Origin of the sequence: Salinicola peritrichatus (genome assembly GCF_003206715.1) — a bacterium.
GTDB lineage: Bacteria > Pseudomonadota > Gammaproteobacteria > Pseudomonadales > Halomonadaceae > Salinicola > Salinicola peritrichatus.
The window spans coordinates 1-23,200 of record NZ_PZJU01000013.1; the positions used below are offsets into that span (position 1 = coordinate 1).

23 protein-coding genes are annotated in these 23,200 nt (G+C 64.9%); 2 read left to right on the forward strand and 21 right to left on the reverse strand.

From position 1 onward, the window contains the following. Positions 1 to 58: 58 nt before the first annotated feature. From DOM57_RS07445 to DOM57_RS07520, 16 genes are all read right to left on the reverse strand, one after another. Positions 59 to 889 (reverse strand): sulfurtransferase, encoded by an 831-nt coding sequence (locus DOM57_RS07445; RefSeq protein ID WP_110648598.1) that lies wholly within the window; start codon positions 887 to 889, stop codon positions 59 to 61. A 93-nt stretch (positions 890 to 982) separates the two neighbouring features. Next, positions 983 to 3,211, reverse strand: coding sequence for an ATP-dependent helicase (locus DOM57_RS07450; protein WP_110648599.1), 2,229 nt, complete (start codon positions 3,209 to 3,211; stop codon positions 983 to 985). Further along, entirely contained in the window at positions 3,208 to 3,741 is a 534-nt protein-coding gene (locus tag DOM57_RS07455; RefSeq protein WP_110648600.1) for a DUF1285 domain-containing protein, read from the reverse strand. The genes DOM57_RS07450 and DOM57_RS07455 overlap by 4 nt, the downstream gene beginning before the upstream one ends. Positions 3,742 to 3,764: 23 nt before the next feature. Beyond that, positions 3,765 to 4,577 carry a TatD family hydrolase gene (locus DOM57_RS07460; RefSeq protein WP_110648601.1) on the reverse strand — a complete coding sequence of 271 codons (813 nt, stop codon included), beginning with the start codon at positions 4,575 to 4,577 and terminating at the stop codon, positions 3,765 to 3,767. 31 nt (positions 4,578 to 4,608) lie between these two features. Then, on the reverse strand, positions 4,609 to 4,944 hold the full coding sequence (locus tag DOM57_RS07465) for a PilZ domain-containing protein (RefSeq protein ID WP_110648602.1): 336 nt from the start codon (positions 4,942 to 4,944) through the stop codon (positions 4,609 to 4,611). Between the two features lie 64 nt (positions 4,945 to 5,008). Beyond that, positions 5,009 to 5,992, reverse strand: coding sequence for a DNA polymerase III subunit delta' (locus DOM57_RS07470; protein ID WP_110648603.1), 984 nt, complete (start codon positions 5,990 to 5,992; stop codon positions 5,009 to 5,011). After that, a complete protein-coding gene (gene tmk, locus DOM57_RS07475) occupies positions 5,983 to 6,639 on the reverse strand; it encodes a dTMP kinase (RefSeq protein ID WP_110648604.1) in 657 nt (218 codons plus the stop codon). The genes DOM57_RS07470 and tmk overlap by 10 nt, the downstream gene beginning before the upstream one ends. Positions 6,640 to 6,693: 54 nt before the next feature. Beyond that, on the reverse strand, positions 6,694 to 7,704 hold the full coding sequence (gene mltG / locus DOM57_RS07480; RefSeq protein ID WP_110648605.1) for an endolytic transglycosylase MltG: 1,011 nt from the start codon (positions 7,702 to 7,704) through the stop codon (positions 6,694 to 6,696). 43 nt (positions 7,705 to 7,747) lie between these two features. Next, the gene (pabC, locus tag DOM57_RS07485; RefSeq protein WP_110648606.1) at positions 7,748 to 8,557 is read right to left on the reverse strand and encodes an aminodeoxychorismate lyase; all 810 of its coding nucleotides are present in this window, start codon (positions 8,555 to 8,557) and stop codon (positions 7,748 to 7,750) included. A 7-nt stretch (positions 8,558 to 8,564) separates the two neighbouring features. Beyond that, a complete protein-coding gene (gene fabF, locus DOM57_RS07490; RefSeq protein WP_110648607.1) occupies positions 8,565 to 9,803 on the reverse strand; it encodes a beta-ketoacyl-ACP synthase II in 1,239 nt (412 codons plus the stop codon). 341 nt (positions 9,804 to 10,144) lie between these two features. Continuing rightward, positions 10,145 to 10,378, reverse strand: coding sequence for an acyl carrier protein (acpP, locus tag DOM57_RS07495; RefSeq protein WP_110600108.1), 234 nt, complete (start codon positions 10,376 to 10,378; stop codon positions 10,145 to 10,147). Positions 10,379 to 10,475: 97 nt separating this feature from the next. Continuing rightward, a complete protein-coding gene (gene fabG / locus DOM57_RS07500) occupies positions 10,476 to 11,219 on the reverse strand; it encodes a 3-oxoacyl-ACP reductase FabG (RefSeq protein ID WP_110648608.1) in 744 nt (247 codons plus the stop codon). Between the two features lie 8 nt (positions 11,220 to 11,227). Continuing rightward, complete coding sequence (fabD, locus tag DOM57_RS07505; protein ID WP_110648609.1) at positions 11,228 to 12,190, reverse strand: ACP S-malonyltransferase; 963 nt, start codon at positions 12,188 to 12,190, stop codon at positions 11,228 to 11,230. Between the two features lie 5 nt (positions 12,191 to 12,195). Continuing rightward, positions 12,196 to 13,314 carry a phosphate acyltransferase PlsX gene (gene plsX, locus DOM57_RS07510; protein ID WP_110648610.1) on the reverse strand — a complete coding sequence of 373 codons (1,119 nt, stop codon included), beginning with the start codon at positions 13,312 to 13,314 and terminating at the stop codon, positions 12,196 to 12,198. Positions 13,315 to 13,343: 29 nt separating this feature from the next. Continuing rightward, positions 13,344 to 13,514, reverse strand: a complete 171-nt coding sequence (gene rpmF / locus DOM57_RS07515) for a 50S ribosomal protein L32 (protein WP_110648611.1) — start codon at positions 13,512 to 13,514, stop codon at positions 13,344 to 13,346. A 32-nt stretch (positions 13,515 to 13,546) separates the two neighbouring features. Continuing rightward, positions 13,547 to 14,074, reverse strand: coding sequence for a YceD family protein (locus tag DOM57_RS07520; protein WP_110648612.1), 528 nt, complete (start codon positions 14,072 to 14,074; stop codon positions 13,547 to 13,549). A gap of 147 nt (positions 14,075 to 14,221) precedes the next feature. Between DOM57_RS07520 and DOM57_RS07525 the strand changes: the two genes are divergently transcribed. Further along, positions 14,222 to 14,818 carry a Maf family protein gene (locus tag DOM57_RS07525; RefSeq protein WP_110648613.1) on the forward strand — a complete coding sequence of 199 codons (597 nt, stop codon included), beginning with the start codon at positions 14,222 to 14,224 and terminating at the stop codon, positions 14,816 to 14,818. On the opposite strand, the gene sppA is transcribed toward DOM57_RS07525, so the two are convergent. Genes sppA through rluC form a run of 3 tightly spaced genes read right to left on the reverse strand, consistent with a single transcriptional unit; the run spans position 14,806 to position 17,554 of the window. Then, complete coding sequence (gene sppA / locus DOM57_RS07530; RefSeq protein ID WP_110648614.1) at positions 14,806 to 15,876, reverse strand: signal peptide peptidase SppA; 1,071 nt, start codon at positions 15,874 to 15,876, stop codon at positions 14,806 to 14,808. The two genes, DOM57_RS07525 and sppA, sit on opposite strands and share 13 nt — an antisense overlap. A gap of 27 nt (positions 15,877 to 15,903) precedes the next feature. After that, positions 15,904 to 16,617 (reverse strand): HAD-IA family hydrolase, encoded by a 714-nt coding sequence (locus tag DOM57_RS07535; protein ID WP_239496146.1) that lies wholly within the window; start codon positions 16,615 to 16,617, stop codon positions 15,904 to 15,906. Continuing rightward, positions 16,607 to 17,554 carry a 23S rRNA pseudouridine(955/2504/2580) synthase RluC gene (gene rluC / locus DOM57_RS07540; protein WP_110648615.1) on the reverse strand — a complete coding sequence of 316 codons (948 nt, stop codon included), beginning with the start codon at positions 17,552 to 17,554 and terminating at the stop codon, positions 16,607 to 16,609. The genes DOM57_RS07535 and rluC overlap by 11 nt, the downstream gene beginning before the upstream one ends. Before the next feature lie 790 nt (positions 17,555 to 18,344). Here rluC and rne point away from each other — a divergent pair. Next, a complete protein-coding gene (gene rne / locus DOM57_RS07545) occupies positions 18,345 to 21,560 on the forward strand; it encodes a ribonuclease E (RefSeq protein ID WP_110648616.1) in 3,216 nt (1,071 codons plus the stop codon). A gap of 108 nt (positions 21,561 to 21,668) precedes the next feature. Here rne and murB read toward each other — a convergent pair whose 3' ends face one another. Next, complete coding sequence (murB, locus tag DOM57_RS07550) at positions 21,669 to 22,706, reverse strand: UDP-N-acetylmuramate dehydrogenase (RefSeq protein ID WP_110648617.1); 1,038 nt, start codon at positions 22,704 to 22,706, stop codon at positions 21,669 to 21,671. Then, positions 22,699 to 23,199: a low molecular weight protein-tyrosine-phosphatase gene (locus DOM57_RS07555; protein WP_239496147.1), complete on the reverse strand. Its 501-nt coding sequence runs from the start codon at positions 23,197 to 23,199 to the stop codon at positions 22,699 to 22,701. The genes murB and DOM57_RS07555 overlap by 8 nt, the downstream gene beginning before the upstream one ends. Between the last annotated feature and the right edge of the window lies 1 nt (position 23,200).

Sequence of the window (23,200 nt, forward strand, 5' to 3'; positions counted from 1 at the left end):
TTTGCTTTTGATTTTTCTTAAAGCTTATGGCTTATAGCTCCTGGCGTAGCCAGGTGACTTACTCGCCGGTCGCGATCGGCCGCGACGGATCGCGGATCCAGTCGCTCCACGAGCCGACATAGAGTTTCGGCAACGGCAACCCCGCCACGGCGTAGGCCAGGACGTTGTGACAGGCGGAGACCCCGGAACCACAGTAGGCCGTCACCTGGTCGGCACGGGGCAGTTCCCTGGCGAGCTGCTCGGATGGTTTGAACCGGCCATCGGCATCCAGATTGGCCGCGCTGGGGCGACAAACCGCTCCCGGGATATGACCGCCAACCGGATCGATGGGCTCGTCGTCGCCCCGAAAGCGCGCCTCGCCGCGTGCATCCACCAGTTGCCCGCCCTCCTCGAGCAGGCGTTCGACGGGAAGACGCGCGGCATCGTCATATTCCGGCGCCCAATCACTGGTCGGGACGGATGCCTCCTCGTCACCGGCTACCATGTCGCCGCCCATGACCTGCCAGGCCGGCAAGCCACCGTCGAGCACGCGTACGTCCGGATGTCCGGCCCAGCATGCAAGCATCCACCAGGCCCTCGCCGCCGCCAGCTGCCCACCGCGGTCGTCGTAAACGATGACCGGCCGCTCGGGATGCACGCCGAGGCGTCGAAGCGTCGCGGTAAAATCCGTCGTCGAGGGCAGAGGATGACGTCCGCCCTCTCCGGGTTCAGACGCAAGGTCACGATCCATATCCAGATGCTGGCTGCCCGGTATATGCCCCTGCCGCCAGAGATTCACGCCGGCGGAAGCGTCTTCCAGACGCGCCCGGCAGTCGAAAACCAGCGGCGGCTCACTCGACGTCAGCGCTTGCTGCAGCGCCTCCGGTGTGATCAGAACGGAATCGCGCATGGCATCACCTCATGATAAGAACGCTGGATACAGGTTCCAGCATAGGCGCTAAGCCGCAGCCAACATAGGCACCGCCCGAAGCCAACACAGGCGCTAGGCCGATGAAAGTCGTTCCAGCGGCGCCCGCGCGGCAATCAAGCGTCGGCGGCCGGCGGCTTCGAAACGGACTTCGATGACCGGATTGGCGGGGTCGCCTTCGATGACGACGATTTCTCCCGTACCGAAACTGGCATGCCGCACCCGCTCGCCGACCTGCCAGCCCTGCGAGGCTACGCGAACGGGTGCCTTTTCCGCTGCCGTCAACGCGAGCCAGCGGCCGATGCGGGAAAGATAGGCATCGATCATCTCCGGCTCCCCAACGGCGACCGGCCCATCGTCATCGGCTTCCAGCGCATGGCCGACGCGGTCGCAATCCTCGATCGCGGTTTCGTCGAGGAAACGGCTGGGCCGATGGTCGCCGCCGTCATGCAGCAGCAGCAAGCGCTCGCGGGCTCGCGTGATCCCGACATAATAGAGTCGGCGCTCCTCCTCGAGACGTTCCGGTGACAGCGGGTTGTCGCGGCTGTAATGCGGAAAATCCTCTTCGTTGAGCCCCCAGAGAACGACCAGTGGCCACTCCAGCCCCTTGGCGCCGTGCACGGTGCTGATCAGCACGCCGTCAGGACGATTCTCGACCGGATTGCGCAGCAGCTCGATGAAGGCATCGGGGTCGTTCGCCAGTTCTCCGGCCTGCTCGATCAACACATCGAGCAGGCGCACGTCGTCGTCGGCCTTCTCCCGGCGCGACGCCGAACGTCTCAACACCTTCTCGGCATCGATGGCATCGACCACGTGCTCGAGCAGCTTGGCCGGCGGCCAGGTCCCGAGCTTGGGCAACTCGCACAGTAACTGCCAGCGCCGCTTGAGATGCCGCCGCTGGCCGGGCTTGAGTCCATTCAACACGGCGGCCTCTTTCGGCGGCCACCGTTGCGTACGGGCCAGTTCCTCGACCAAGCGACGAACCCGCTCCTGGGCCACGAAGGTGGTCGGCTGGGAGAACAGCAGCATCAGGTGGCCGGGGTCCTGCAGACGATGCGGCTCCCGCGCCAGTTGCAGATAGCCCGCCAGCGCCTGAACCAGCGGCAGGCGAAAGACGAAACGCTCCTCCTGCGCCAACCGGAACGGTATTCCGGCACGCAACAGTTGCAACTGCACCGAAACCGACAACGACCAGCTGCGTACCAGCACACAGGCCTCGTCACTGCGCCGGCCTTCGGCGTGCCAGCGTCCGAGCGCGTCGAGCAGCGTGGTGGCACCGATGCCAAGCCGCAAGCGGGTCGCCGGATTGCCGGGGGCAGCCAGACATAATCGATCCCAGCGCTGGCGATTGCCGCGGATGGCATGATTGGCCGCCAGCGCCAGCGCATGACCGTGGCGAAAGGTGTAGGAGAGCGGATACTCGCTGGCCCGGCCGAACAGATCGTCGAAACGCGAGAGCATCGCATCGGGGCGTGCACCGCGCCATTCGTAGATGCACTGATTGGCGTCGCCGACCGCCATCACCTGCGCTTGCTCTCCCGCCAGCAACTTCAGCAATCGCAGTTGCGCTTCGTTGATGTCCTGGTACTCGTCGACGATCACATGATTGAGATAGCCCTGAACGCGCCGACACGCTTCGGCATTGGCTTCCAGGCAGCGCAGCGGCCGGTAGAGCAGATCGGCGTAAGTCATGCTCGCCGAGGCCTCGAGCAGCGACTCCGCGACCGCGAAGGCATCGATGAAATGGCGCTCGCTGGCGGCGTAGTCCAGCCGCTCGAACAGCGCCGCCGGCTCGGCGACCTCCGCCTTGACCAGATCGCAGAACTGGGCGAAGGTCTCCAGCCGTTCGGCATCCAGCGCCCCTTCCCGCGTCTCGCTGTCGGCACCTTCCAGGCTCTGCATGACCGCCTGGCGCAATAGACGCTCCCGCTGCCAGTCGGCTTGCAGCAATTGACGCGACGGCAGATAGCCCCAACGGGTCAGACTCTGGGTCAGGCGATGGCCGATCGAGTGGAAGGTCCGAACTTCGGGCAACAGCGCGCCTTCCGGCGCCTCGTGCTGCAGCTTGGCGCGGAAGTCGTCGCGCGCCGCGCGATTGAACATCAGCACCAGAATGCGCTTGGGGTTTTCGCCATTCTCGAGCAGATGCAGGACACGCCGGACTAGCGTAGTGGTCTTGCCGGCGCCGGCAACCGCAGCAACCCGGGCGTGGCCGCGTGGATGATGAACCACGGCCTGCTGTTCGGCCGTCAGTCCAGCCGCCTTCGAAGCCTGCAGAACATGGGGATCGACCGCGTCGTTCATGCCGCCCCGTCGTCTAGCCGGCCCAGCGGATGCCAGACACCATCGCTGACGAGCCCGAGCTCGTCGCCCCGGCATTCAGCGGTCTCGATCAGGCGGTAGAACAGATTGCGATGCAGGCGCGCTTCCAGGCCGTGGCGCACCGGTAGTGCCGGCAACAGCTCGCCACCGGGCGCAGGGATCAAACGCAGGCGGCGAGATGCGTCGAGACGAACCCGATCGCCCCACTGGGAAACCATCGTCCAGCCCCGCGAATCCTCGTCGGCATCGGTGATCAGCAGCGGCAGATCCTCGACGCGGATACGCAGCTTCTCCGCAGGCGTGACCAGGTAGTAGTCGCCGTCGGCTTCCCGCCGCAGCACGCTGCTCAACAATTGCACCAATGCCGGGCGGCGAATCGGGGCCCCTTCGTGAATCCAGGTGCCATCGGCGGCAATGCGCAGATCCATGTCGCCACACGACGCTGGATCCCAGCGTTCGAGCGGCGGGATCGATTGCGCGTCGAGTTGGCGGAAAAGCGAGTCCAGGCTCATCTCGGGCTCCCGGCAGCGGCCGTTCAGGCGAACGGGTTGGTCGTCTGTCCGGCGGGCGCGCTGCCCGGAAACAGACGATAGAAGTTGGCCCGCGTCTGCATCGCGACCTCGTCGACGGTGATACCGCGCTCCCGCGCGATGCACTCCGCGACTTCCACCACCCACTGCGGTTCGTTGGGCCGGCCACGATACGGCACCGGGGCCAGGAAAGGACTGTCGGTCTCGATCAGCAAGCGATCGAGCGGCAACCGCCGGGCGACGTCGCGCAGCGATTCGGCACTGGCGAAAGTGACGATACCGGAGAGCGAGATATAGAACCCGAGGCGCACGGCCTCCCGCGCCATGTCGAGATCTTCGGTGAAGCAGTGAAGCACGCCGCCCACCGCCGGATCGGTGTGTTCGCGAATCAACGCCAGGGTCTCCTCGCGTGCTTCGCGGGTATGAATGACCACCGGCAGTTCGAGCTCACGCGCGGCGTCGAGATGCGCCACGAAACGCTGGCGCTGGATATCGCGCGGTACGCTGTCGTAATGGAAATCGAGCCCGGTCTCGCCGATCGCCACCGCGCCGAAGCGATCGGCGCACTCGCGAATCGCCTCGCTGTCGGGCTCGTGCGCGATCGCGGTTTCCTGCAGCGGGTGCAGGCCGACACTGATATCGACGTCAGCGTGTTGACGGGCAATTTCCGCCAGTGCCGGCGCGCCTTCGAGCGACGTGGCAATGGCGAGAAAGCGATGCACGCCGCGCGCGCGGGCCGCCTCGAGCGCCTTTCCCAGATCACCGTCGTAGGGGGTCAGATCGAGGCGATCGAGATGGCAGTGGGAATCAACGAACATGCAGTTTTCCAAGTCGAATCGGGATGGCGTCTTACAACGTGTGGCTGAGCATGCTGCCCCGCGGCCCGGCAGAGGCGAGCCTGGCCTCGATACGCTGGCGCAGAGCGCCATCGCCGGCTGCGAAGTGAACGCCAATGCCGGCGACGCGATGCCCCGCTCCCGCGGGAGTGAGCCACACCACTTCGCCATCCACGGGCAAGCGCTCGCTCTCGCCCGGCAGCGTGACCAGCAGATAGACGCGCTGACCGATGCGATAATCCTGCTCGGTGGGAACGAACAATCCTCCGTTCTCCAACCACGCCATGTAGGCACTGCGTAACGTGTCGTCGTCGCGGATGGTCAACGACAGCACCTTTTGCGCATTCATCGCAATTACCTCGGCCGCGGGATGCGGCGGTCAGGACCTCAGCTTATTCATGACCTCAGCTTATTCATGACCTCAACAGGGCGGACCAGCGCACCAGCCAGGCTTCGAGCACCAGCTGCGGGTTCGGGTTGCCGCCGGCCGCCAGCAGGCGGCGCTGTTCGCGTGCATAATCCAGCAACCGGAACCAGTCGCGGACCCGGGCGTTCTTGACCGCCTGGCGATAGAGCGGCAGCAGATCGCTGTTGCGCACGCGCCGTGGGTCTCCGGACAGGCCAAGCCGGATCAGATCCTCGAGCCAGGCGATGCCGTACCATAGTACGCGATCGAGCGCCTGCGCATCGAGCCTCGCCGCCTCGCCGATGGGTTCGCCGCCGCGCACCAGGGCGTCGAACAGCTCGCGCAGGTCCTGGCGCAGATGGCGCGCCTCGGCGCCGGCCAGCTCTTCGGCCAGCAGTGGCAGGCCACCGGCGACACGCAACCAGAAACGGGCTTCCTCGGCATCGCCAAGACGCTCGCCGAGCCAGGGCTCGGCGGCGTCCGCGGGCGGCGTGGCCAGGTTCCAGTGCTGACAGCGCGAACGGATGGTCGGCAACAGCCGCGAGGGAATATCCGACACCAGAATGAACAGCGTCTGTTCGCCGGGCTCCTCGAGACTCTTGAGCAGCGCGTTGGAAGCGGCGACGTTCATCGCCTCGGCCGGCTCGATCCGGATCACGCGATGGCCGCCCTGCTGCGCCGTCTGCGCCACGAAGCCGTTGACTTGACGGATGGCATCGATACGAATCTGGCGCGATTTTTCGCTCGGCGTCACGCTCATCAGATCCGGATGATATCCGGCCGCCAGCATGCGGCAGCTGTGACATTCGCCACAGGCGACCTCTCCCGGCGAATGGCACAAGGTGCGCGCGACCAACGCCTCCGCCAACGGCTGCTTGCCGATTCCGCGCGGCCCCGACAACAGCAGCGCATGCGGCAGACGGCCACTGTCTTGCAGCTCGACGAGCCGACGCCAGCGCTCGCGCTGCCAGGGCAAGGGCTTCATAGCCATGGGGCGAGCCTCTGCTCCAGACAGGCGTCGATCGCTCGTTGCACCCGCTCGAGCCCCGGAGTGGCGTCGATGACGGCGAAACGCGAATGCTCGGCCGCCCGTGCGAGATAGGCATCGCGGACCGCCTGGAAGAAGGTTTCGCGCTCGCGCTCGAAGCGGTCAAGCCGAGCCCCGCGCCGTTCGACCCGTTGCGCAGCGACGGTCACCGGCACATCGAGCAATAGCGTCAGGTCCGGCTGCAGATCGCTCTGGACCAGCCGTTCGAGCGCGGCAATGCGTTCCCGGGCCAGGCCGCGTCCACCGCCCTGGTAGGCGAAGGTGGCATCGGTGAAACGGTCGCACACCACCCAGGCACCGCGTTCGAGCGCCGGTCGGATCAGCTTGGCGAGGTGCTGGGCCCGCGCGGCGAAGACCAGCAGCAATTCCGCATCGTCGCTCCACGTTTCATCGCGGCCGGGATCGAGCAACAGCTCGCGAATCGCCTCGGCACCGGGGGTCCCGCCGGGTTCCCGAGTCCGCACGACCTCGATGCCGCGGGCTTCGAGCCAGGCGCAGACGAAGCCGACGTTGGTCGTCTTGCCCACGCCCTCGCCACCTTCCAGGGTGATGAAGCGACCTCTGCCTTGCTCGGTTGCGCCTGCGTTCATGCGGTGTCGTCTCGTCGCGGAATGTCGTGTCGTCTGTCGTGTCGAGTCACCGGCTCAATCTCGGTCGCGGTTCAGGATATAGCGCCTGACCGCCGCGTTGTGCTCTTGCAGCGTACGCGAAAACTGGTGCGACCCGTCACCCTTGGCGACGAAATAGAGTGCGTCGCCCTTGGCGGGATGTACCGCCGCTTCCAGCGAGGCGCGTCCCGGCATAGCGATGGGCGTAGGCGGCAGCCCCGCGATGACGTAGGTATTGTAGGCGTTCTGCCGTTGCAGGTCGGCCCGGGTGATGTTGCCGACGTAGCTGTCGCCCATGCCATAGATCACCGTAGGGTCGGTCTGCAGGCGCATGCCCTTCTCCAGACGGCGCGTGAACACGCCGGCGATCTGGCGACGCTCCGCGGGCACGCCGGTCTCGCGCTCGATCAGCGAGGCCAGGATCAGCGCCTGGTATGGCGAATCGATGGGCAGATCGTCGTCGCGCTCGGCCCATACCGCCGCCAGGGTCTGTTGCATGCGGTCGAAAGCCCGTTCGAGCACTTCGAGATCGGAAACGCCCTTGTGGTAGCGATAGGTATCGGGGAAGAACTGCCCTTCCGGGTGCGTGCCCTCGTGCCCCAATGCCGCCATGATCTCGTCGTCGCTCATCGACTGGGTGCGATGGTCGAGCTTCTCGGCCCGGTCGAGCAGCTGGCGCATCTGCTTGAACGTCCAGCCTTCGGGAACCGTCAGCTGGTAGGTGACGACCTGGTCGCTCGAGAGCTTGGCAATGAGCTCGCGTCCGCTCATGCCCGGTTCGAGTTCGAACTCGCCCGCCCGGAGCCCCTGCATCGCGGCGGGGTCCAGCCGGGCCAGTACCTGATAGGGCCAGACGGCATCGATGATGCCGTGCCGGGCGAGGTCCCGGATCACCTGGTTGAAAGCCGCGCCTCGCGGCACTTCGTAGATCGTTGGGGACTCGAGGGCGATCGACCCTTCGAGTTGTGCCTGCCAGTAGCGGTAGCCTGCAAAGGCTGCGGCGGCGGCCAGTATGGCCAGCACTAGCAGGGTCTTGATGACACGCATGAAAGATCCTTAGTCACTCGCCGGAACGATCGGGTGTGCTGATTCAGGTTGCGGAACGCGCGAGCGGATAACCGAGCCACGTATGAGCCGCTGACGTGATTGGGCTGTCGGCGACGGCCGGCCAATGCTTGAGACAATGGCCGTGCGGATCGTCCAGGCGTCGCAGCGGCCACACACCCTGGACGCTGTTGATCACCCAGGCGGCATCGGCTTCGAGCAACGCTTCGATGCCGACACGCACCCAGTGTAGCGGCCGGTGCGCGTCCAACGTGGCCAACAAAGTGCCCATGACGCCGCAGCGGTCCAGCAGCGGAGTCTCGAAACGACCATGCCGGCGCCAGATCAGATTCATGGCGGTCGCCTCGACCAGGTGGCCATCCGAATCGCATAACAGCCCTTCGGCGATGGTGTCGTCGCTCCACTCCTGGCGCGCCAGGACATTTTCCAGCCGGGCCAGATGCTTGATGCCGGCCAGCTGCGGTTGCACGCCCAGACGCAGCCGGCATAGACGCACCTCGACGCCGTCGAACCAGCGTTCGGCCCGTGGAGTGAAAGGGCTCGCGCTCCAGCGCCAGCGCGGCTCGGCCGGCAGTGGCGGGCGATAACCGCGCCCGCCACTGCCGCGCGTGACCACGATTTTCAGCACCTGGAGCCCGGAGCCACACTGCGCCGGCAGCGCTTCCAGCGCGCGACGCTCGATCGGCGGCAGCGCGAGGCGTTCACAACCTCGCTGCAAACGCGCCAGATGCGCCTCCCATAGCAGCGGCCGGGAGTCACGCACCAGGATCGTCTCGAACAGGCCGTCGCCGTAGGCAAAGCCCCGGTCATCCATGGGTAGCGCCGCGTCACGCATGGCTCGGTCAGACCTGGGTGAAGATCAGCGAGCCATTGGTGCCGCCGAAACCGAACGAGTTGGACAGCGTGGTCCGAATCGGCATTTCCCGAGCGGTGTTCGGCACGTAGTCGAGGACGCAACCTTCGCCGGGATTGTCGAGATTGATGGTCGGCGGCGCGACCTGATCCCGAATCGCCAGTACGCAGAAGATCGCTTCGACCGCGCCGGCGGCCCCCAGCAGGTGGCCGATCATCGACTTGGTCGAGCTGACGGCGACCTGACGGGCGGCATCGCCAATGACTCGCTCGATGGCCCGGCTCTCGGCGACATCGCCGGCCAAGGTCGAGGTACCGTGGGCGTTGATGTACTGGATGTCGGCGGGATCGATACCGGCATCACGGATCGCGTTGCTCATGGAGGCCGCCGCGCCGCTGCCGTCCTCCGGCGGCGAGGTCATGTGGAAGGCGTCGTCGCTCATGCCGAAGCCGGTCAGTTCGGCATAGATGGTCGCGCCGCGGCGCTTGGCGTGCTCGTACTCCTCCAGCACCATCACACCGGCGCCATCGGACAGCACGAAGCCATCACGGTCGCGATCCCAGGGACGGCTCGCCCCCTGCGGATCGTCGTTGCGCGTGGAGAGCGCGCGGGCGGCGGAAAAACCGCCGAGCCCCAGCGGCGTCGTCGCCATTTCGGCGCCGCCACAGAACATCACGTCGGCATCCCCGTAGGCGATGGTCCGCGCACTGTAACCGATGTTGTGGGTACCCGTGGTGCAGGCTGTGGTGATGGCGATATTGGGCCCCTTGAAACCGTGCTGGATCGCCAGGCTGCCGGAAATCATGTTGATGATCGAGCCGGGCACGAAAAAGGGCGAAATACGCCGCGGGCCGCCCTTGTTGAGCGAGTCGTGATTGCGCTCGATCATCGGTAGACCGCCGATGCCCGAACCGATCGCCACGCCGATGCGGTGGGCATTCTCCTCGCTGCACACGATACCGGAATCGCGCATCGCCTGAGCCGCCGCCGCCATTCCGTACTGGATGAACAGGTCCATCTTGCGAGCATCCTTGGGATTGAGATACTCGCCAATATCGAAATTCTTGACCGCACCGCCAAACCGCGTATTGAAGCCGGTCGTATCGAAATGCTCGATCGGCGCGATGCCACTGTTACCGGCCAGGAGGCTCTTCCAGCTCTCCTCGACCGTATTACCGACAGGGGTCACCAGCCCCAGACCGGTCACCACCACTCTTCTGCGCGGCATCGAATTTCCTCCGAACTTCCTGATGGCCCGCGAAGCCTGGGTTCTCCAGCGGCGGTCGCGCTGATGGCGACTGCTGCCAGCTGGATCCCCACGCTTCGACCCTGGCCCGACTGGCGCGAATTATACCTGATCAACTTCAAAACCCTGTACCTTATCACAGGCGACTTCACGTGACTCATGGCCCGTACCGGGCCCAGGGACTGTTCACACTATGCGCCGCGAGCCGCGTTGCTGCGTGAATAGTGTGATCAGGCCCTAAAACGCAGAAAGCCGCTCTGCCATGAGAGCGGCTTTCCGAACGTCGACGCAGACGATCTCCGCATCCGGCGGAGAACGCCGACTTACTGATGCGCGACGATGTAGTCGATCGCTTCCTGAACGGTCGTGATCTTCTCAGCTTCTTCGTCGGGAATTTCGGTGTCGAATTCCTCTTCGAGCGCCATCACCAGTTCGACAGTATCCAGCGAATCCGCGCCGAGATCTTCGGTGAAGGAGGAGGTGTTCTGGATGTCCTCTTCCTTGACGTTCAGGCGTTCGGCAACAACCTTCTTCACGCGCTCTTCGATGGTGCTCATTATGTCGTTACTCCTAGTGGTACGAATCCGCCAGCTAAAAAGCTGCGGGTAGTTTATAGACCGCCCTCAGACGACGCAACCATGCGTCATGGGAGGATTACCGCATGTTCATGCCGCCGTTGACCTGCAGCGTTTCACCGGTGATATAACCAGCGACATCGCTGGCAAGAAACCCAATGGCGGCAGCAATTTCTTCCGGTTGCCCCAGGCGAGCCAGTGGAATTTGCCCCAGCAATGCATCCCGCTGTGCCTCGGGCAGAGACTGTGTCATATCGGTATCGATGAAGCCCGGCGCCACGGCATTGACCGTGATCGCGCGCGAGGCGACTTCACGCGCCAGTGCCCGCGTAAAACCCTCCATGCCTGCCTTGGCGGCAGCATAGTTGGCTTGACCCAGATTGCCCATCATCGCCACCACGGAACTGACGTTGACGATACGACCGAAACGCGCCCGCGTCATCCCCTTGAGACTCGCCTTGCAGACACGATAGACCGACTTCAGGTTGGTATCGAGTACGGCGTCCCACTCGTCCTCTTTCATCCGCATGAGCAGGTTGTCGCGCGTAATACCGGCGTTGTTGACCACGATGGTCGGCGCCTCGAAGGTTTCCGCGATCCGCTTGAAGACCGCGTCGACACTGGCCTGATCGGTGACGTCGAGCGCCAGTCCCAGCCCTTCGATACCGTGAGCCTTGAGATCTTCGTCGATGCCGGCCGCTCCGCTCTCGCTGGTTGCCGTGGCGACGACGATGCGCCCCTGTCGTCCCAGTTCCCGGGCCACCGCACGGCCGATTCCACGACTGGCGCCGGTGACCAGCGCGACTCTACGTTCGGTCATGATGTCATCCTTTAGGGCTCTTGTACGTCCAGCGCATCGCGCGCCAGCTCGAGGGCGGAAGTCAGCGTTTCGGGATCATTGACCGCCAACCCTTTGGCCTGACGCTGAATCCGCTTGTTCAATCCGGTCAACACCTTGCCCGGGCCGCACTCGATGAAAACGCCGGCGCCATCGGCGGCCATCGCGTTGACGCAATCGGTCCAACGCACTGGACAATAGAGCTGTTCGACCAAACGCTGGCGCAGCACTTCCGGCGTTTCCGGCACCTGCGCATTGACGTTCTGATAGACGGCGTAGCGCGGGAGTTTGAACTCGAGAGCCGCCATCGCTTCCTCGACCCGCTGCGCCGCCGGCCTCATCAGTGCGCAATGGGACGGCACCGATACCGGTAGCGGCATGGCGCGCTTGGCCCCCGCCTCCTGACACAGGGCAATGGCCCGATCGACCGCTGCCTGATGACCGGCGATGACCACCTGTCCCGGCGAATTGTAATTCACCGCGGCAACGACTTCCGACTGGGCAGCGTCACGGCAGGCCGATTCGACCGCCTTGTCGTCGAGCCCCAGAATCGCCGCCATGGCGCCGACCCCGGCGGGAACGGCTGCCTGCATCGCCTCGCCACGCAGCCGCACCAGGCGCACGCCCTCGGCAAAACTCAAGGCGCCAGCGCACACCATGGCGCTGTATTCGCCCAGGCTGTGCCCCGCCATCATGCTGGGGCGCGGCCCTTCGAGCTCTTGCCACACACGCCAGATCGCCACGCTGGAAGCCAGCAGAGCCGGCTGGGTACACGCGGTAGCGTTGAGTTTCTCCTCGGGACCATCCTGAACGATATGCCAGAGATCGTAGCCGAGTGCTTCCGATGCCTCGTCGAACGTCGTGCGTACCACGCTGTAACGCTCGGCCAACTCCCGCAGCATACCGATCTGCTGAGATCCTTGCCCGGGAAAGACCAGAGCCAGTGATTGCGTCATCGCGCTCACCTTTGAAGTGATGAATCGTCGGAACTCGTCGTGCCGCGAGCCCCGCTATCCACTCGACCGTCGGTATCGATCGACGAGATAGCAGGTGTCGCTGCCTGTCGTGACCAAGCGTTTCGCAGATAGTTCGGCAAGCCGACCTCGACCTCTCGCATGGCACGCTCGATGGCGAACGCGAATGCACGCTCGCCAGCATTGCCGTGACTCTTGACCACGATGTGATTCAACCCAAGCAAACTGGCACCATTGTGTCGCACGGGATCCAGTTGCGCTTTGAAACGCATCAATGCCGGTCGCGCCAAGGCACTCACCAGGCGCGTGGTCCAGTGAGACTCGAAGGTCTCCTGCAGCCGCTTGAGGAGCATCTGCGCGACCCCTTCGCTGGCCTTGAGAATCGCGTTACCGACGAAGCCGTCACAGACCACGACATCGGCATCGCCGGAAAAGATCGCGTCGCCTTCCAGATAGCCAACGTAGATGAAAGTTCCGCTGTCCTGCGCCCGCAGCATGGCGTCGGCCTCGCGCACGCGCGCGACGCCCTTCCCCGCCTCGACGCCGATATTGAGCAGCGCCACTCGAGGGCGCGAAATATCATCGACGGCGCTCGCCATCAGCGCGCCCATGTAGGCAAAGTCGACCAGATGCCGCGAATGGACATCGACGCTGGCCCCCAGATCCAGCAGATAGCAGCGCCCGCCGTGACGCGTGGGGATCGCGGTACTGATCGCGGGCCGCGAAATTCCGGCCACGCTGCCCAGCTCCCGCCGCGCCAGCGCCACCAGCGCCCCCGTATTGCCGCAGGTGACGCCCGCCTCGACGCGCCGATCCCGCACCGCCTCGAGCATACCGTGCAGACTGGTCGACAGCGGATTGTCGAGCACATCCATCGGAGGCGTGGATTGCAACACCACGCGGGGCGTATCGACCAAGGTGATGCGCCCGGCCAGCTCGCCCGACTGTCGCGACCCGGGATGGGAGTCGATCAAGGCCTGGAGTTCGGCGCGCGGGCCAAACACCGTCGGCTGCAGGTCGGTATGACGCGCCAACGCGAGAAACAGGCCACCAACAGTGGCGCGGGGACCGAAGTCCCCGCCCATGGCATCAATGGCGATGCGCATCGATCAAACGTCAGCGACTGATGGTCTCGTTATACGTCGATGACCTTGCGACCACGGTAGTAGCCATCCGGCGCAACATGGTGACGGCGATGCGTGGTACCGGTCTCCTGGTCCTGGGACAGGGACGGGGCGCTCAGCGCATCGTGTGCGCGACGCATGCCACGCTTGGAACGGGTTTTACGGTTCTGTTGAACGGCCATGATGATGACTCCAAGGTCAATGTCATTCGGATTCAGAGTTTCCCCTTCAACGCCTTGAGAACGTCGAAGGGACTGTCGGGGCGGGAAGGCGTCTCTGCGGAGACGTCTCCACTGCTCAGTTGCTCACGCGAAACGGCGCAATCCGCCTCGTCGTGATAGACCACCTGGGGCAGACTCAGGATCAGCTCGTCCTCGATCGCTCCCAGCAGATCCAGTTGTTCGTCGTCGACCAATACCGGCTCGTATTCGCCCGGCACCTCCGCCGCCGACGCATCGCTACCGACGACGGCGAGATAGAAGCGGCTGGAGACGGGCACCGTCATCGGCTGCAGGCAGCGACGGCAGGGCATGCGCAACTCGGCCTGCAACTCCCCTGCGATGAGATGACGACGCTGTGCATCGACCTCGAACTGGAGCGCGGCGACTGCGTCACCCTCCTGTTCTCCGATCTCATCGGCCAGACGCGCCAATTTCCCGAGTGCGACGAGGCCCTCGAGACGTTCGTGATTGGCCGCCAGCCGGTACGGCTCGACGGTCGCGGGAAGTCGTCTGGTCAACATAGGCGCGCCATAATAGGGATTCGCCGTGACTCTGTCAAAGCACTTGATTCAAGCTATCCTGTTGCCTGCCGAACCGTCGATGGCCGCCGGCTCAGCGCGTATCCATCGATCCCGGCCTTCAGCGCTACAGCCACTTTAAGGAAGCCCATGTCCCGACTGGTACTCGCCTCGAGTTCACGCTATCGCCGCCAATTACTCGATCGACTGGAAATTCCCTATGCCTGGACCTCGCCGGACATCGACGAGACACGCCGCCAGGGCGAGGACGCCTTCACCCTCGCCCATCGTCTGGCGCTGTCGAAGGCCCAAGCCGTCGCCGACGATTTTCCCGACCACCTGATCATCGGCTCCGATCAGTTGGCGCTGTTCGAGGACGACATCCTCGGCAAGCCGGGAGACTTCGAGACCGCCTGCGCCAATCTGCGGCGCTTTTCCGGCCATCGGGTGCGTTTCATGACGGGGCTGGCATTGATCGACACCGGCAGCGGACGCCATCGCGTGGTCCACGACAGCTATGACGTGGTGTTCCGTCAGCTCTCGCAGGCGGAGGTCGAAAACTACGTGGCGCGGGACGAACCGTACGACAGCTCCGGCAGCTTCCGCATGGAGGGACTGGGGATCGCGCTGTTCGAACGCCTCGAGGGCCGCGACCCCAACACGTTGATCGGCCTGCCGCTGATCAGCCTGTGCGAGCTGCTGCGAGAATTCGGCCTGGACCCCTTGGCCAATCGTCAGGGCAACTGATAGCGCACCGGAGAAGTGCCGTCGCTCAACCCCAACCAGTGGGCGGCAGCGCTGGTGAGCTTGTTGGAGACCAGCGACCAGGGGTCCAGCGCCGGCGTGTAGTCCTTCAGGCTGACTTCGCCCAAGCGATCCCGCGAAAGCTGCTCGAGATTGGCGAGATCGTCGACCAGGCCCAGCGAGCGAGCCTGCTCGCCGGTCCAGACCAGGCCGGAAAACAGCCTCGGATCGTCGCTCAACCGGCCGCCCCGCCCCGCTTTCACCGCGTCGATGAACTGCTGGTGCGTGGTATCCAGCACCGACTGCCAGAACTGGCGCTGCTGCGGCGTGATCGCCGAGAATGGATCGAGGAAGGCCTTGTTTTCGCCGGCGGTGAACACGCGCCGCTCGACGCCGACCTTGTCGATCGCCTTCTGCAACCCGAACCCGGCGCTGATGACGCCGATCGAGCCGACCAGGCTGGCCGGCGAGGCGTAGATCCGATCGGCGGCGGAGGCCATGTAGTAAGCACCGCTGGCGCCGATGTCCTCGATCACCGCGAGAATCGGCTTGTCGCCCTGGCTTTCGAGGTAACGGATTTCGTCGTAGACCCGCTGAGACTGGACCGGGCTGCCGCCGGGACTATTGATGTGCAGCACCACCGCATCGCTGTCCGGATCTCTCCATGCACGCTGCAACCCCTCGATGATGCGTTCGGCGTTGGCCTGCCCCTGGGCGTCGATCGGCCCGGTCACGTCGACGACACCGAGATGACGCCTGCCGCCGGCCACATCCTCGCCCTGGGCCAGAAACAGGGCGTAGCCACTCAACGCCAGCCCGGCGATCAGAATCAGCGCGAACAGCAGCCGGAAGAAGATCTTCCAGCGTCGCGACCGTCGCTGCTCGCTCAGCACACCGCCGATCCAGCGGTCCATCATCCGCACCTGCGCCAACCGCACGGATTCGGCATCCACGGCCGACGCTTCGTCTTCAGCGACACGCTCCCGAGCCATGCGTCGTCGCGCCTCTTCCCGGCTCAGCTCCGGCCCCTGGGTCCAGTCATCTCGGCGATCGTCACTCATTTCTGCCTCCTTGCCATGCCACGGCGCTCAATCGGACAACGCGAACAGCCAATCGACGAGCGTGGAAAAATCATCGGCGAGCAGTCGTGGCTCGCTGCGTTCCAGCCGCCGGCGATCGTGCACGCCATAGGTCACGGCAATACGATCCATGCCGATCGCGCGCGCCATTTCCATATCGTATTCGGTATCGCCGATCATGATCGCCTCGGCCGCCGGGACGTCGCACTCCGCCAGCAACTCTTCCAGCATCTGCGGATGCGGCTTCGAACGCGTGAGGTCGGCGGTTCGGCTGGCCGCGAACCATGTCCCGCAGGCCTCATGCCCGAACACCCGGTCCAGTCCACGACGACTCTTGCCGGTCGCCACCGCCAGGCGGCATGAACCGTCACGGCGCAGGCGCTCGATGCCAGCCACGACACCGGGAAAGAACGGCATCGGCACCCGGTCGGCGAGTCGGAACTGGTGGCCATAGGCCTCGCGCAATCGATCCTGCTGCTGCCGCGTCACGTCGGGATAGAGCTCGGCGATCGCTTCCGGCAAGCCCAGACCGATGATGTTGCGAATCGTCCCGTCGTCCAGTACCGGCCAACCCAACTCGCGGGCGGCACCCTGCATGCAAGCGACGATGCGCGCCGCCGAATCCATCAAGGTGCCGTCCCAATCGAAAATCACCAGTCGGTAACGGCAGACTTCGGCAGCGAGCGCTTCGCGCATGGCCGTCGAGAATAGGTCAGACACCATGCCGCGCTCGCTCCAGCACGTGCTGCAAGGACGCTTCGAGCGGCGCCCTGGCCTGTACCGGGCGCCCGCTCCTGGGGTCCGGAAAGGTCAGTTTCACCGCATGCAGAAACAATCGCTCCAGCCCCAGGCTGCGCGCCATCCGTTCGCCCTCGCGGCTACCGTACTTGTCGTCCCCCAATAGCGGATGACCGGCATGGGCGGCGTGCACGCGAATCTGATGCGTGCGCCCGGTCACCGGCTCGGCCTCGATCAATGTCACCTTGGGGAAGGTTTCGCGAACCGCGAAACGCGTGCGTGACACCTTGCCGTTGTCGTCGACCCGGACCCGCCGTTCACCATTGCCGGCGTCGAAGCGCTCGAGCCTGGCACTGACGTAATCCCGCCGCGCCGGCCAACGCCCCTGCACCAGCGCCAGATACTCTTTTTCCATGCGGCGCTCGCGCAGCGCGGTGTTGAGCGACAGCAGCGCCTCGCGGTTCTTGGCCAGCAATAGACAACCGGAGGTATCCCGGTCGAGACGGTGGACCAACTCGAGGAAGTCGAGATCCTCGCGCACCTGCCGCAGCGCCTCGATCAGACCGATCTTGACTCCGCTGCCACCATGCACCGCCAGCCCCGAGGGCTTGTTGATCACCAGCCAGTCCGGCCCTTCGACCAGCACGCTGCCGGCAAGTAGATTGCGCAGGCTCTCGCTGGCTTCCTTGACCGCGCTCTCCGGCGTGAGCCGCAACGGCGGCACCCGCACCAGGTCCCCGTTCTGTACCCGGTAATCGGCCTTCACGCGCTTCTTGTTGACGCGCACTTCGCCTTTGCGAACGATGCGATAGATCAGCGATTTGGGGGCCCCTTTGAGCCGCGTGCGCAGAAAATTGTCGATGCGCTGCCCCTGCTGTGATTCGCTGACTTCGATGAACTGTACTTCCTGGCCTTCGGCCATGCTCGACTCCCAAGGGGGCTTGCTGATAGATAGCGCCTGGCAGCATCACGGCGCCACCGGGCGGCCATTTTAACGCACTGTTAATGTAGCGCGAGCTCAATTGCTGCTCATGCGGCATTACTGGTATATTGCAATTTCACTCAGTGGGATTTATCCATCGCAGCGCCGGCCCCTGGATACGCTGGCCAGAGTGAAGAAATGTCTCGATCTTCCAGAGCGTTAGTGAAGCCAACCGCTCACGACTGCTGAGACGATCAAAACACGTTTGGAACGCCAGGCCCCATATCGAGGCACCGACATCGCCAAGCGAGTCGCCTGCCCCGAGGGAAATCCACAGATACCGGTGGAAGGCGTCGCCGAACCGAACAATGCCAAGTGATATAGACGGCAGTCTGCGGGACCGGATGCGTCAATCGATAGCGCACCGTGACATGTTCCGCCACCGTTTCGTACTCAACACATGTTCGTGCAGCACCCACAAAGCAGGTAACGAAAGCAGAGATGTAACGGTAATGAGCAAGCACGCCACTGGGCTCGACGAGCGTCGACCTGAACTCGCAGCGATGGCCGTATCATGCCATCCAAAACGCGGTTTCCGGACATTCCCTCGAGTTCCTGACGCGGATTCTCGCATGAGTACACGCTAAGCTCGTTCTGACACACGCTACGCTTGTTTATTTGCCCTGCCGGGTCGCTTCACCAACGTGCGCGAGCACAGCACGACCGCTTGCGGTTCGTCGTCGCCGATTGCAGCTAGCCTTCCACCGGCACGCTCAATTAGCGAGACCGTATGAAAAGAATGCTCATCAACGCGACCCAACCGGAAGAGTTGCGCGTCGCACTCGTCGATGGACAACGCCTTTACGACCTGGACATCGAATCCGGTGCCCGGGAACAAAAGAAAGCCAACATCTATCGGGGCAAGATCACCCGCCTCGAACCCAGCCTCGAAGCCGCCTTCGTCGATTTCGGTGCCGAGCGCCACGGCTTCCTGCCGCTCAAGGAGATCTCCCGCGAGTATTTCTCCAAGGACCCCTCCGGCCGCCCCAACATCAAGGAAGTGCTGAAGGAAGGCCAGGAAGTCATCGTCCAGGTCGACAAAGAAGAGCGCGGCAACAAGGGCGCGGCGCTGACCACCTTCATCAGTCTGGCCGGCCGTTTCCTGGTGCTGATGCCCAACAACCCTCGTGCCGGCGGCATCTCCCGTCGTATCGAAGGCGAGGAGCGCAGCCAGCTCAAGGAAGCCATGGGCCAACTGACGCTGCCCGACAAGATGGGCGTGATCGTGCGCACCGCGGGCATCGGCCGCTCGCCGGAAGAACTGCAGTGGGATCTCGACTACCTGGTGCAGGTGTGGGAAGCCATCACCACCGAGGCGATCAAGCGCCCCGCCCCGTTTTTGATCTACCGCGAGTCCAACGTCATCATCCGGGCGATGCGCGACTATCTGCGCCAGGACATCGGCGAAGTCCTGATCGACAGCCGTGAGGTGCATGAGGAGGCGCTGAGCTTCATCCGCCAGGTGATGCCCTCCTACCAGCAGAAGATCAAGCTCTACACCGACGACGTACCGCTGTTCTCGCGCTTCCAGATCGAGTCGCAGATCGAGACCGCCTACCAGCGCGAGGTGAAACTGCCCTCCGGCGGCTCGGTGGTGATCGACCACACCGAGGCGCTGGTCTCCATCGATATCAACTCGGCACGCGCCACCCGCGGCGCCGACATCGAGGAGACCGCGCTGCAGACCAACCTGGAAGCGGCCGACGAAATTGCCCGTCAGTTGCGCCTGCGCGATATCGGCGGGCTGGTGGTGATCGACTTCATCGACATGTCGCCGGCGCGCAACCAGCGCGAGGTCGAGAACCGCATGCGCGACGCGCTCAAGCTCGACCGCGCCCGCGTGCAGATCGGCCGCATCTCCCGCTTCGGCCTGATGGAGATGTCGCGCCAGCGCCTGCGCCCCTCTCTCGGCGAAACCAGCGGCGTGGTCTGCCCGCGCTGCGACGGCCAGGGCACCATCCGCGACGTCCGCTCACTGGCCTTGTCGATCCTGCGCCTGATCGAGGAAGAGGCGATGAAGGAGCGCAGCGCCCAGATTCGCGCCATCCTGCCAGTGCCGGTCGCCACTTACCTGCTCAACGAAAAGCGCAACGTGCTCTCCGATGTCGAGCGGCGCCAGAAGGTTCGCGTCGTCCTGCTGCCGAATCCGGAGATGGACACGCCCCACTACGACGTCCAGCGCCTGCGTGACGATCACGTATCCGAAGAAGGCGACGAGAACAAATCGAGCTTTGAGCTCTCGGTCGACAGCGAAGTGATCAAGGAGCCGGAAACCAGCCTGGCCAAGCCGATTCAGCGCACCCAGGCCGCCGTGCAAGCGGTATTGCACACCGCACCGGCACCGGATTCCCTGCACCAGGTATCCGAGAAACCGGCTCCCGCCGCCAGCGAGGCCCCAGCCGCGCCCACCCCGGCGGCCGAGCCGCAAGGCAATGGTGGGCTGATGCAGCTCTTCCGCGGCCTGTTCGGACGCCGTCGTGCCGACGAGGAAGTGCCGCGCCCGGCGACGCCCAGTGGTCGTACGCAAGGCGAAGCCGGCACGGCCAAATCCCAGCCCAGCTCGCGGCAGTCCGGCGGTAGCGACAACCGCACCCAGCGTGGCTCGTCTCAGCGCCAGGAACGCGATGTCGCCAAAACCAGCGACAACGGTAACCGCAACGACAACGGCAACCGCAGCGACAACCGCCAGAGCCAGAGTGGCAATCGTCGTCGTCGCGGCCAGGACGAACGCCAGAACGGCAGCGACAATCGCCAGAATGGTAATCGCCAATCCCGTCAGGACAGCCGTGGCGGCAAGACCGACAAGCCGACCGAAGCGCGCCAGGAGTCGAGCAAGAGCGAGGCCACCAGCAAGCCGCAGAGCAAGCCGACACGTCAGAACGATGAGTCGCCCGCTCAGGCTCAGGCACCTGCCCAGGCTCCGGCGCCCGCTCAGGATACGATCGACACCAAGCCGAAGCGCACTCGCAACAATCCGCGCAAGCGTTCGCGCCAGCACGCCCTGAGCCCGGCCGCGATCGAGCAGCAACAGCGCCTGCAGGCGGCAACGGCGGAAAACATCGGCAAGGAAGAGGCCAAGCCCACCGCAGCCGCGGACACCGAGAGCACGCCCGCCGAGGCCCAGACGACCGAAGCCAAGTCCGCCGGGCCCAACCCGGCAACGGCCGGGAGCGACGGCGAGCGGACGAGCAAGCAGTCCGATAAGGTCGCCGCCAAGCGCGTCTCGCAGGCCGACGACGCAGCCGCGAAACCGGTCGCCGACACGCCGGCATCGGTCGAGACCAGCCGCGTCGATGCTGCGAACGAACCGGCAGCACAAGATGCCGCGGATTCGAACACGAACGAGCAGCAGCCGACGAACTCGTCAAACTCGGCCGATGAAGCCGCCAGCGCAGAAACGCCGAGCGCAGGCGAGGATCGCACTAGCATCGAAGGCGACGAGCAGCCGTCGAAGGCTGCCGGATCAGACGAAGCCGAGCCGGCCCGTGCCGCTGCCCCGGTCGCGGAACAGGCGCCGCAAGCCAAGGAGGCAACGCCCTCTCAGCGAGAGGACGCGGCGGATACGGAATCCAGCTCGCGGGCCCAACCACCGGAGCCCGAAACCGCCAAGCCTGACACTGCCACGGCCGAGGCAGCGAAAACGCCGGCAGCGGCAGGCGATGAAGCCACTACGGCGCCAGAGTCGGCTGCGACTACCGAGTCTCCGGCATCGGACACGCCGGCAAGCGCATCGCCGACCGAGCCCAAGCCGGCAATCAGTGCCGCCACGCCGCCGGCCGAAGCGACGCCGGCGCAGCCGACAGGCGTCGACGATACGGCCCAGGAGGCTGCTGCCCCTGCAACCGCCAGCGGCGAGGTCACGACTTCGCGTCCGCCCCGTCGTCGTCGCGCGCACAACGACCCGCGCGAGAAGCGCCGCCGTGAGCAGGGAAACAGCGATAGCTGATCGCTGTTTCGACCCCACGAAAAAAGCCCAGNNCTGGGCTTTTTTCGTATGTCGTCTTGTCTTATGCACGCGCTCTTGGCCAAGGGCGGCCGGAACGTTGCCGCTCGATCAACCGGACGCGGGCTCGCCTGCCTGTCTCGGCTCACGCTCCAAGGCGATATCGAAACGCGCCCGCACGGCACCGGCGACGCGATCGGCGAACGCCAACAGCTCGTCCAGGGTGCCGCCGCCAAAATGGACCAGCACCAGCGCTTGCCGATCATGGACGCCGAAAGCGCCATCACGGCAACTCTTCAAGCCACATTGCTCGATCAACCAGGCAGCCGCCAACTTCACGTCGCCATTCGGCTGCGGATAGCGCGGCATGTCAGGGTGCATTGCCGCCAGCATGTCCGCCCGCTGGCGCGACACCACCGGATTCTTGAAAAAGCTGCCCGCATTGGGCAACGCAACGGGGTCGGGCAGCTTTTCCCGACGAATGGCGCAAACCGCTTCGAATACATCGCGCGCGCTCGGCGATGGCGGTACGCGCTGATCGAGTGCGCCGTAGTCGAGTCGCGGCCTGGGACGCCAGGAGAGTCCGAGTCCCAAGCGGGTGATCACGACCCGGTTGGCCAATTCACGCTTGAACACGCTATCGCGGTAGCCCAGGCCGCACTCATCGCGCCCGAGCCGTCGCCGCCGGCCATCACGGCGGTCGATCAGTTCGACCCATTCGAGCACGTCGCCCAGTTCGACGCCGTAGGCACCGATGTTCTGGATCGGCGCGGCGCCTGCCAGCCCGGGAATCAACGCCAGATTCTCGAGCCCCCAGAGCTCGCGCTCGACGCAGGCCTCGACCAAGGTGTGCCAGACGACGCCGGCACCAACCTCGACATCGACACGATCCCCGGCCGCGGCCCGGAAAGAGAGTCCGTCCAGGTCCGGGCACAACGTCAGCCCGGCGATATGCGGCGGCAACAGGAGATTGCTGCCGCCGCCCAGCACCGTCAGCGGCCAGTCGTGTTCATTGGCCAGACGCAGCCCGTGCATCACGTCCTGCTCGCTGCGCGCGCGCCAGAAACGCTCGGCGACACTGGGCAGCGCCAGCGTGTTGGCCCGTGTCAGGTCGCGCCCGATCTCCAGCCCGTTGGCCGCTTCAAGCATGAGACACCAGGACGCGGCGGCGCAGCGACTCGACCAGGCCATCGACCGCGGCCTCGATTCGATCCAGCACGTGCTGAAACCCGGCGTCACCGCCGAAATAGGGGTCGGGCACGTCGTCATCGGGCTGGCCGGCATAGCCCAGCAGCCGATTTACCCGTGCGCGGCTGGCCGTCGGCTTGAGCGCCATGACGCGCTCAAGGTTGTCGCTGTCCATGACCAGGATCTCGTCGAAGGCCATGAAATCGCTCACTGCCAGCTGGCGTCCGCGCAATTCGCGGATGTCGATGCCGCGAGCCGCCGCCGCCTCGATCGCGCGCGGATCCGGCGGTTCGCCGATATGCCAGGCCCCGGTTCCACAGGAGTCGACCTCGATGCGCTCGCTGAGGCCGGCTTCCTCGAGCCGCTGGCGCAGCATGCCTTCCGCGGTCGGCGAGCGGCAGATGTTACCCATGCAGACGAACAGGATACGCAGCCTCGGACCCGCCTCGCTCATG

What these genes read in the sequence shown, in the direction of transcription:
- DOM57_RS07445 (WP_110648598.1), bottom strand. Translation starts at nt 889, where the DNA reads ATGCGCGATTCCGTTCTGATCACACCGGAGGCGCTGCAGCAAGCGCTG.
- DOM57_RS07450 (WP_110648599.1), bottom strand. Translation starts at nt 3,211, where the DNA reads ATGAACGACGCGGTCGATCCCCATGTTCTGCAGGCTTCGAAGGCGGCT.
- DOM57_RS07455 (WP_110648600.1), bottom strand. Translation starts at nt 3,741, where the DNA reads ATGAGCCTGGACTCGCTTTTCCGCCAACTCGACGCGCAATCGATCCCG.
- DOM57_RS07460 (WP_110648601.1), bottom strand. Translation starts at nt 4,577, where the DNA reads ATGTTCGTTGATTCCCACTGCCATCTCGATCGCCTCGATCTGACCCCC.
- DOM57_RS07465 (WP_110648602.1), bottom strand. Translation starts at nt 4,944, where the DNA reads ATGAATGCGCAAAAGGTGCTGTCGTTGACCATCCGCGACGACGACACG.
- DOM57_RS07470 (WP_110648603.1), bottom strand. Translation starts at nt 5,992, where the DNA reads ATGGCTATGAAGCCCTTGCCCTGGCAGCGCGAGCGCTGGCGTCGGCTC.
- tmk (WP_110648604.1), bottom strand. Translation starts at nt 6,639, where the DNA reads ATGAACGCAGGCGCAACCGAGCAAGGCAGAGGTCGCTTCATCACCCTG.
- mltG (WP_110648605.1), bottom strand. Translation starts at nt 7,704, where the DNA reads ATGCGTGTCATCAAGACCCTGCTAGTGCTGGCCATACTGGCCGCCGCC.
- pabC (WP_110648606.1), bottom strand. Translation starts at nt 8,557, where the DNA reads ATGCGTGACGCGGCGCTACCCATGGATGACCGGGGCTTTGCCTACGGC.
- fabF (WP_110648607.1), bottom strand. Translation starts at nt 9,803, where the DNA reads ATGCCGCGCAGAAGAGTGGTGGTGACCGGTCTGGGGCTGGTGACCCCT.
- acpP (WP_110600108.1), bottom strand. Translation starts at nt 10,378, where the DNA reads ATGAGCACCATCGAAGAGCGCGTGAAGAAGGTTGTTGCCGAACGCCTG.
- fabD (WP_110648609.1), bottom strand. Translation starts at nt 12,190, where the DNA reads ATGACGCAATCACTGGCTCTGGTCTTTCCCGGGCAAGGATCTCAGCAG.
- plsX (WP_110648610.1), bottom strand. Translation starts at nt 13,314, where the DNA reads ATGCGCATCGCCATTGATGCCATGGGCGGGGACTTCGGTCCCCGCGCC.
- rpmF (WP_110648611.1), bottom strand. Translation starts at nt 13,514, where the DNA reads ATGGCCGTTCAACAGAACCGTAAAACCCGTTCCAAGCGTGGCATGCGT.
- DOM57_RS07520 (WP_110648612.1), bottom strand. Translation starts at nt 14,074, where the DNA reads ATGTTGACCAGACGACTTCCCGCGACCGTCGAGCCGTACCGGCTGGCG.
- DOM57_RS07525 (WP_110648613.1), top strand. Translation starts at nt 14,222, where the DNA reads ATGTCCCGACTGGTACTCGCCTCGAGTTCACGCTATCGCCGCCAATTA.
- sppA (WP_110648614.1), bottom strand. Translation starts at nt 15,876, where the DNA reads ATGAGTGACGATCGCCGAGATGACTGGACCCAGGGGCCGGAGCTGAGC.
- DOM57_RS07535 (WP_239496146.1), bottom strand. Translation starts at nt 16,617, where the DNA reads ATGGTGTCTGACCTATTCTCGACGGCCATGCGCGAAGCGCTCGCTGCC.
- rluC (WP_110648615.1), bottom strand. Translation starts at nt 17,554, where the DNA reads ATGGCCGAAGGCCAGGAAGTACAGTTCATCGAAGTCAGCGAATCACAG.
- rne (WP_110648616.1), top strand. Translation starts at nt 18,345, where the DNA reads ATGAAAAGAATGCTCATCAACGCGACCCAACCGGAAGAGTTGCGCGTC.
- murB (WP_110648617.1), bottom strand. Translation starts at nt 22,706, where the DNA reads ATGCTTGAAGCGGCCAACGGGCTGGAGATCGGGCGCGACCTGACACGG.
- DOM57_RS07555 (WP_239496147.1), bottom strand. Translation starts at nt 23,199, where the DNA reads ATGAGCGAGGCGGGTCCGAGGCTGCGTATCCTGTTCGTCTGCATGGGT.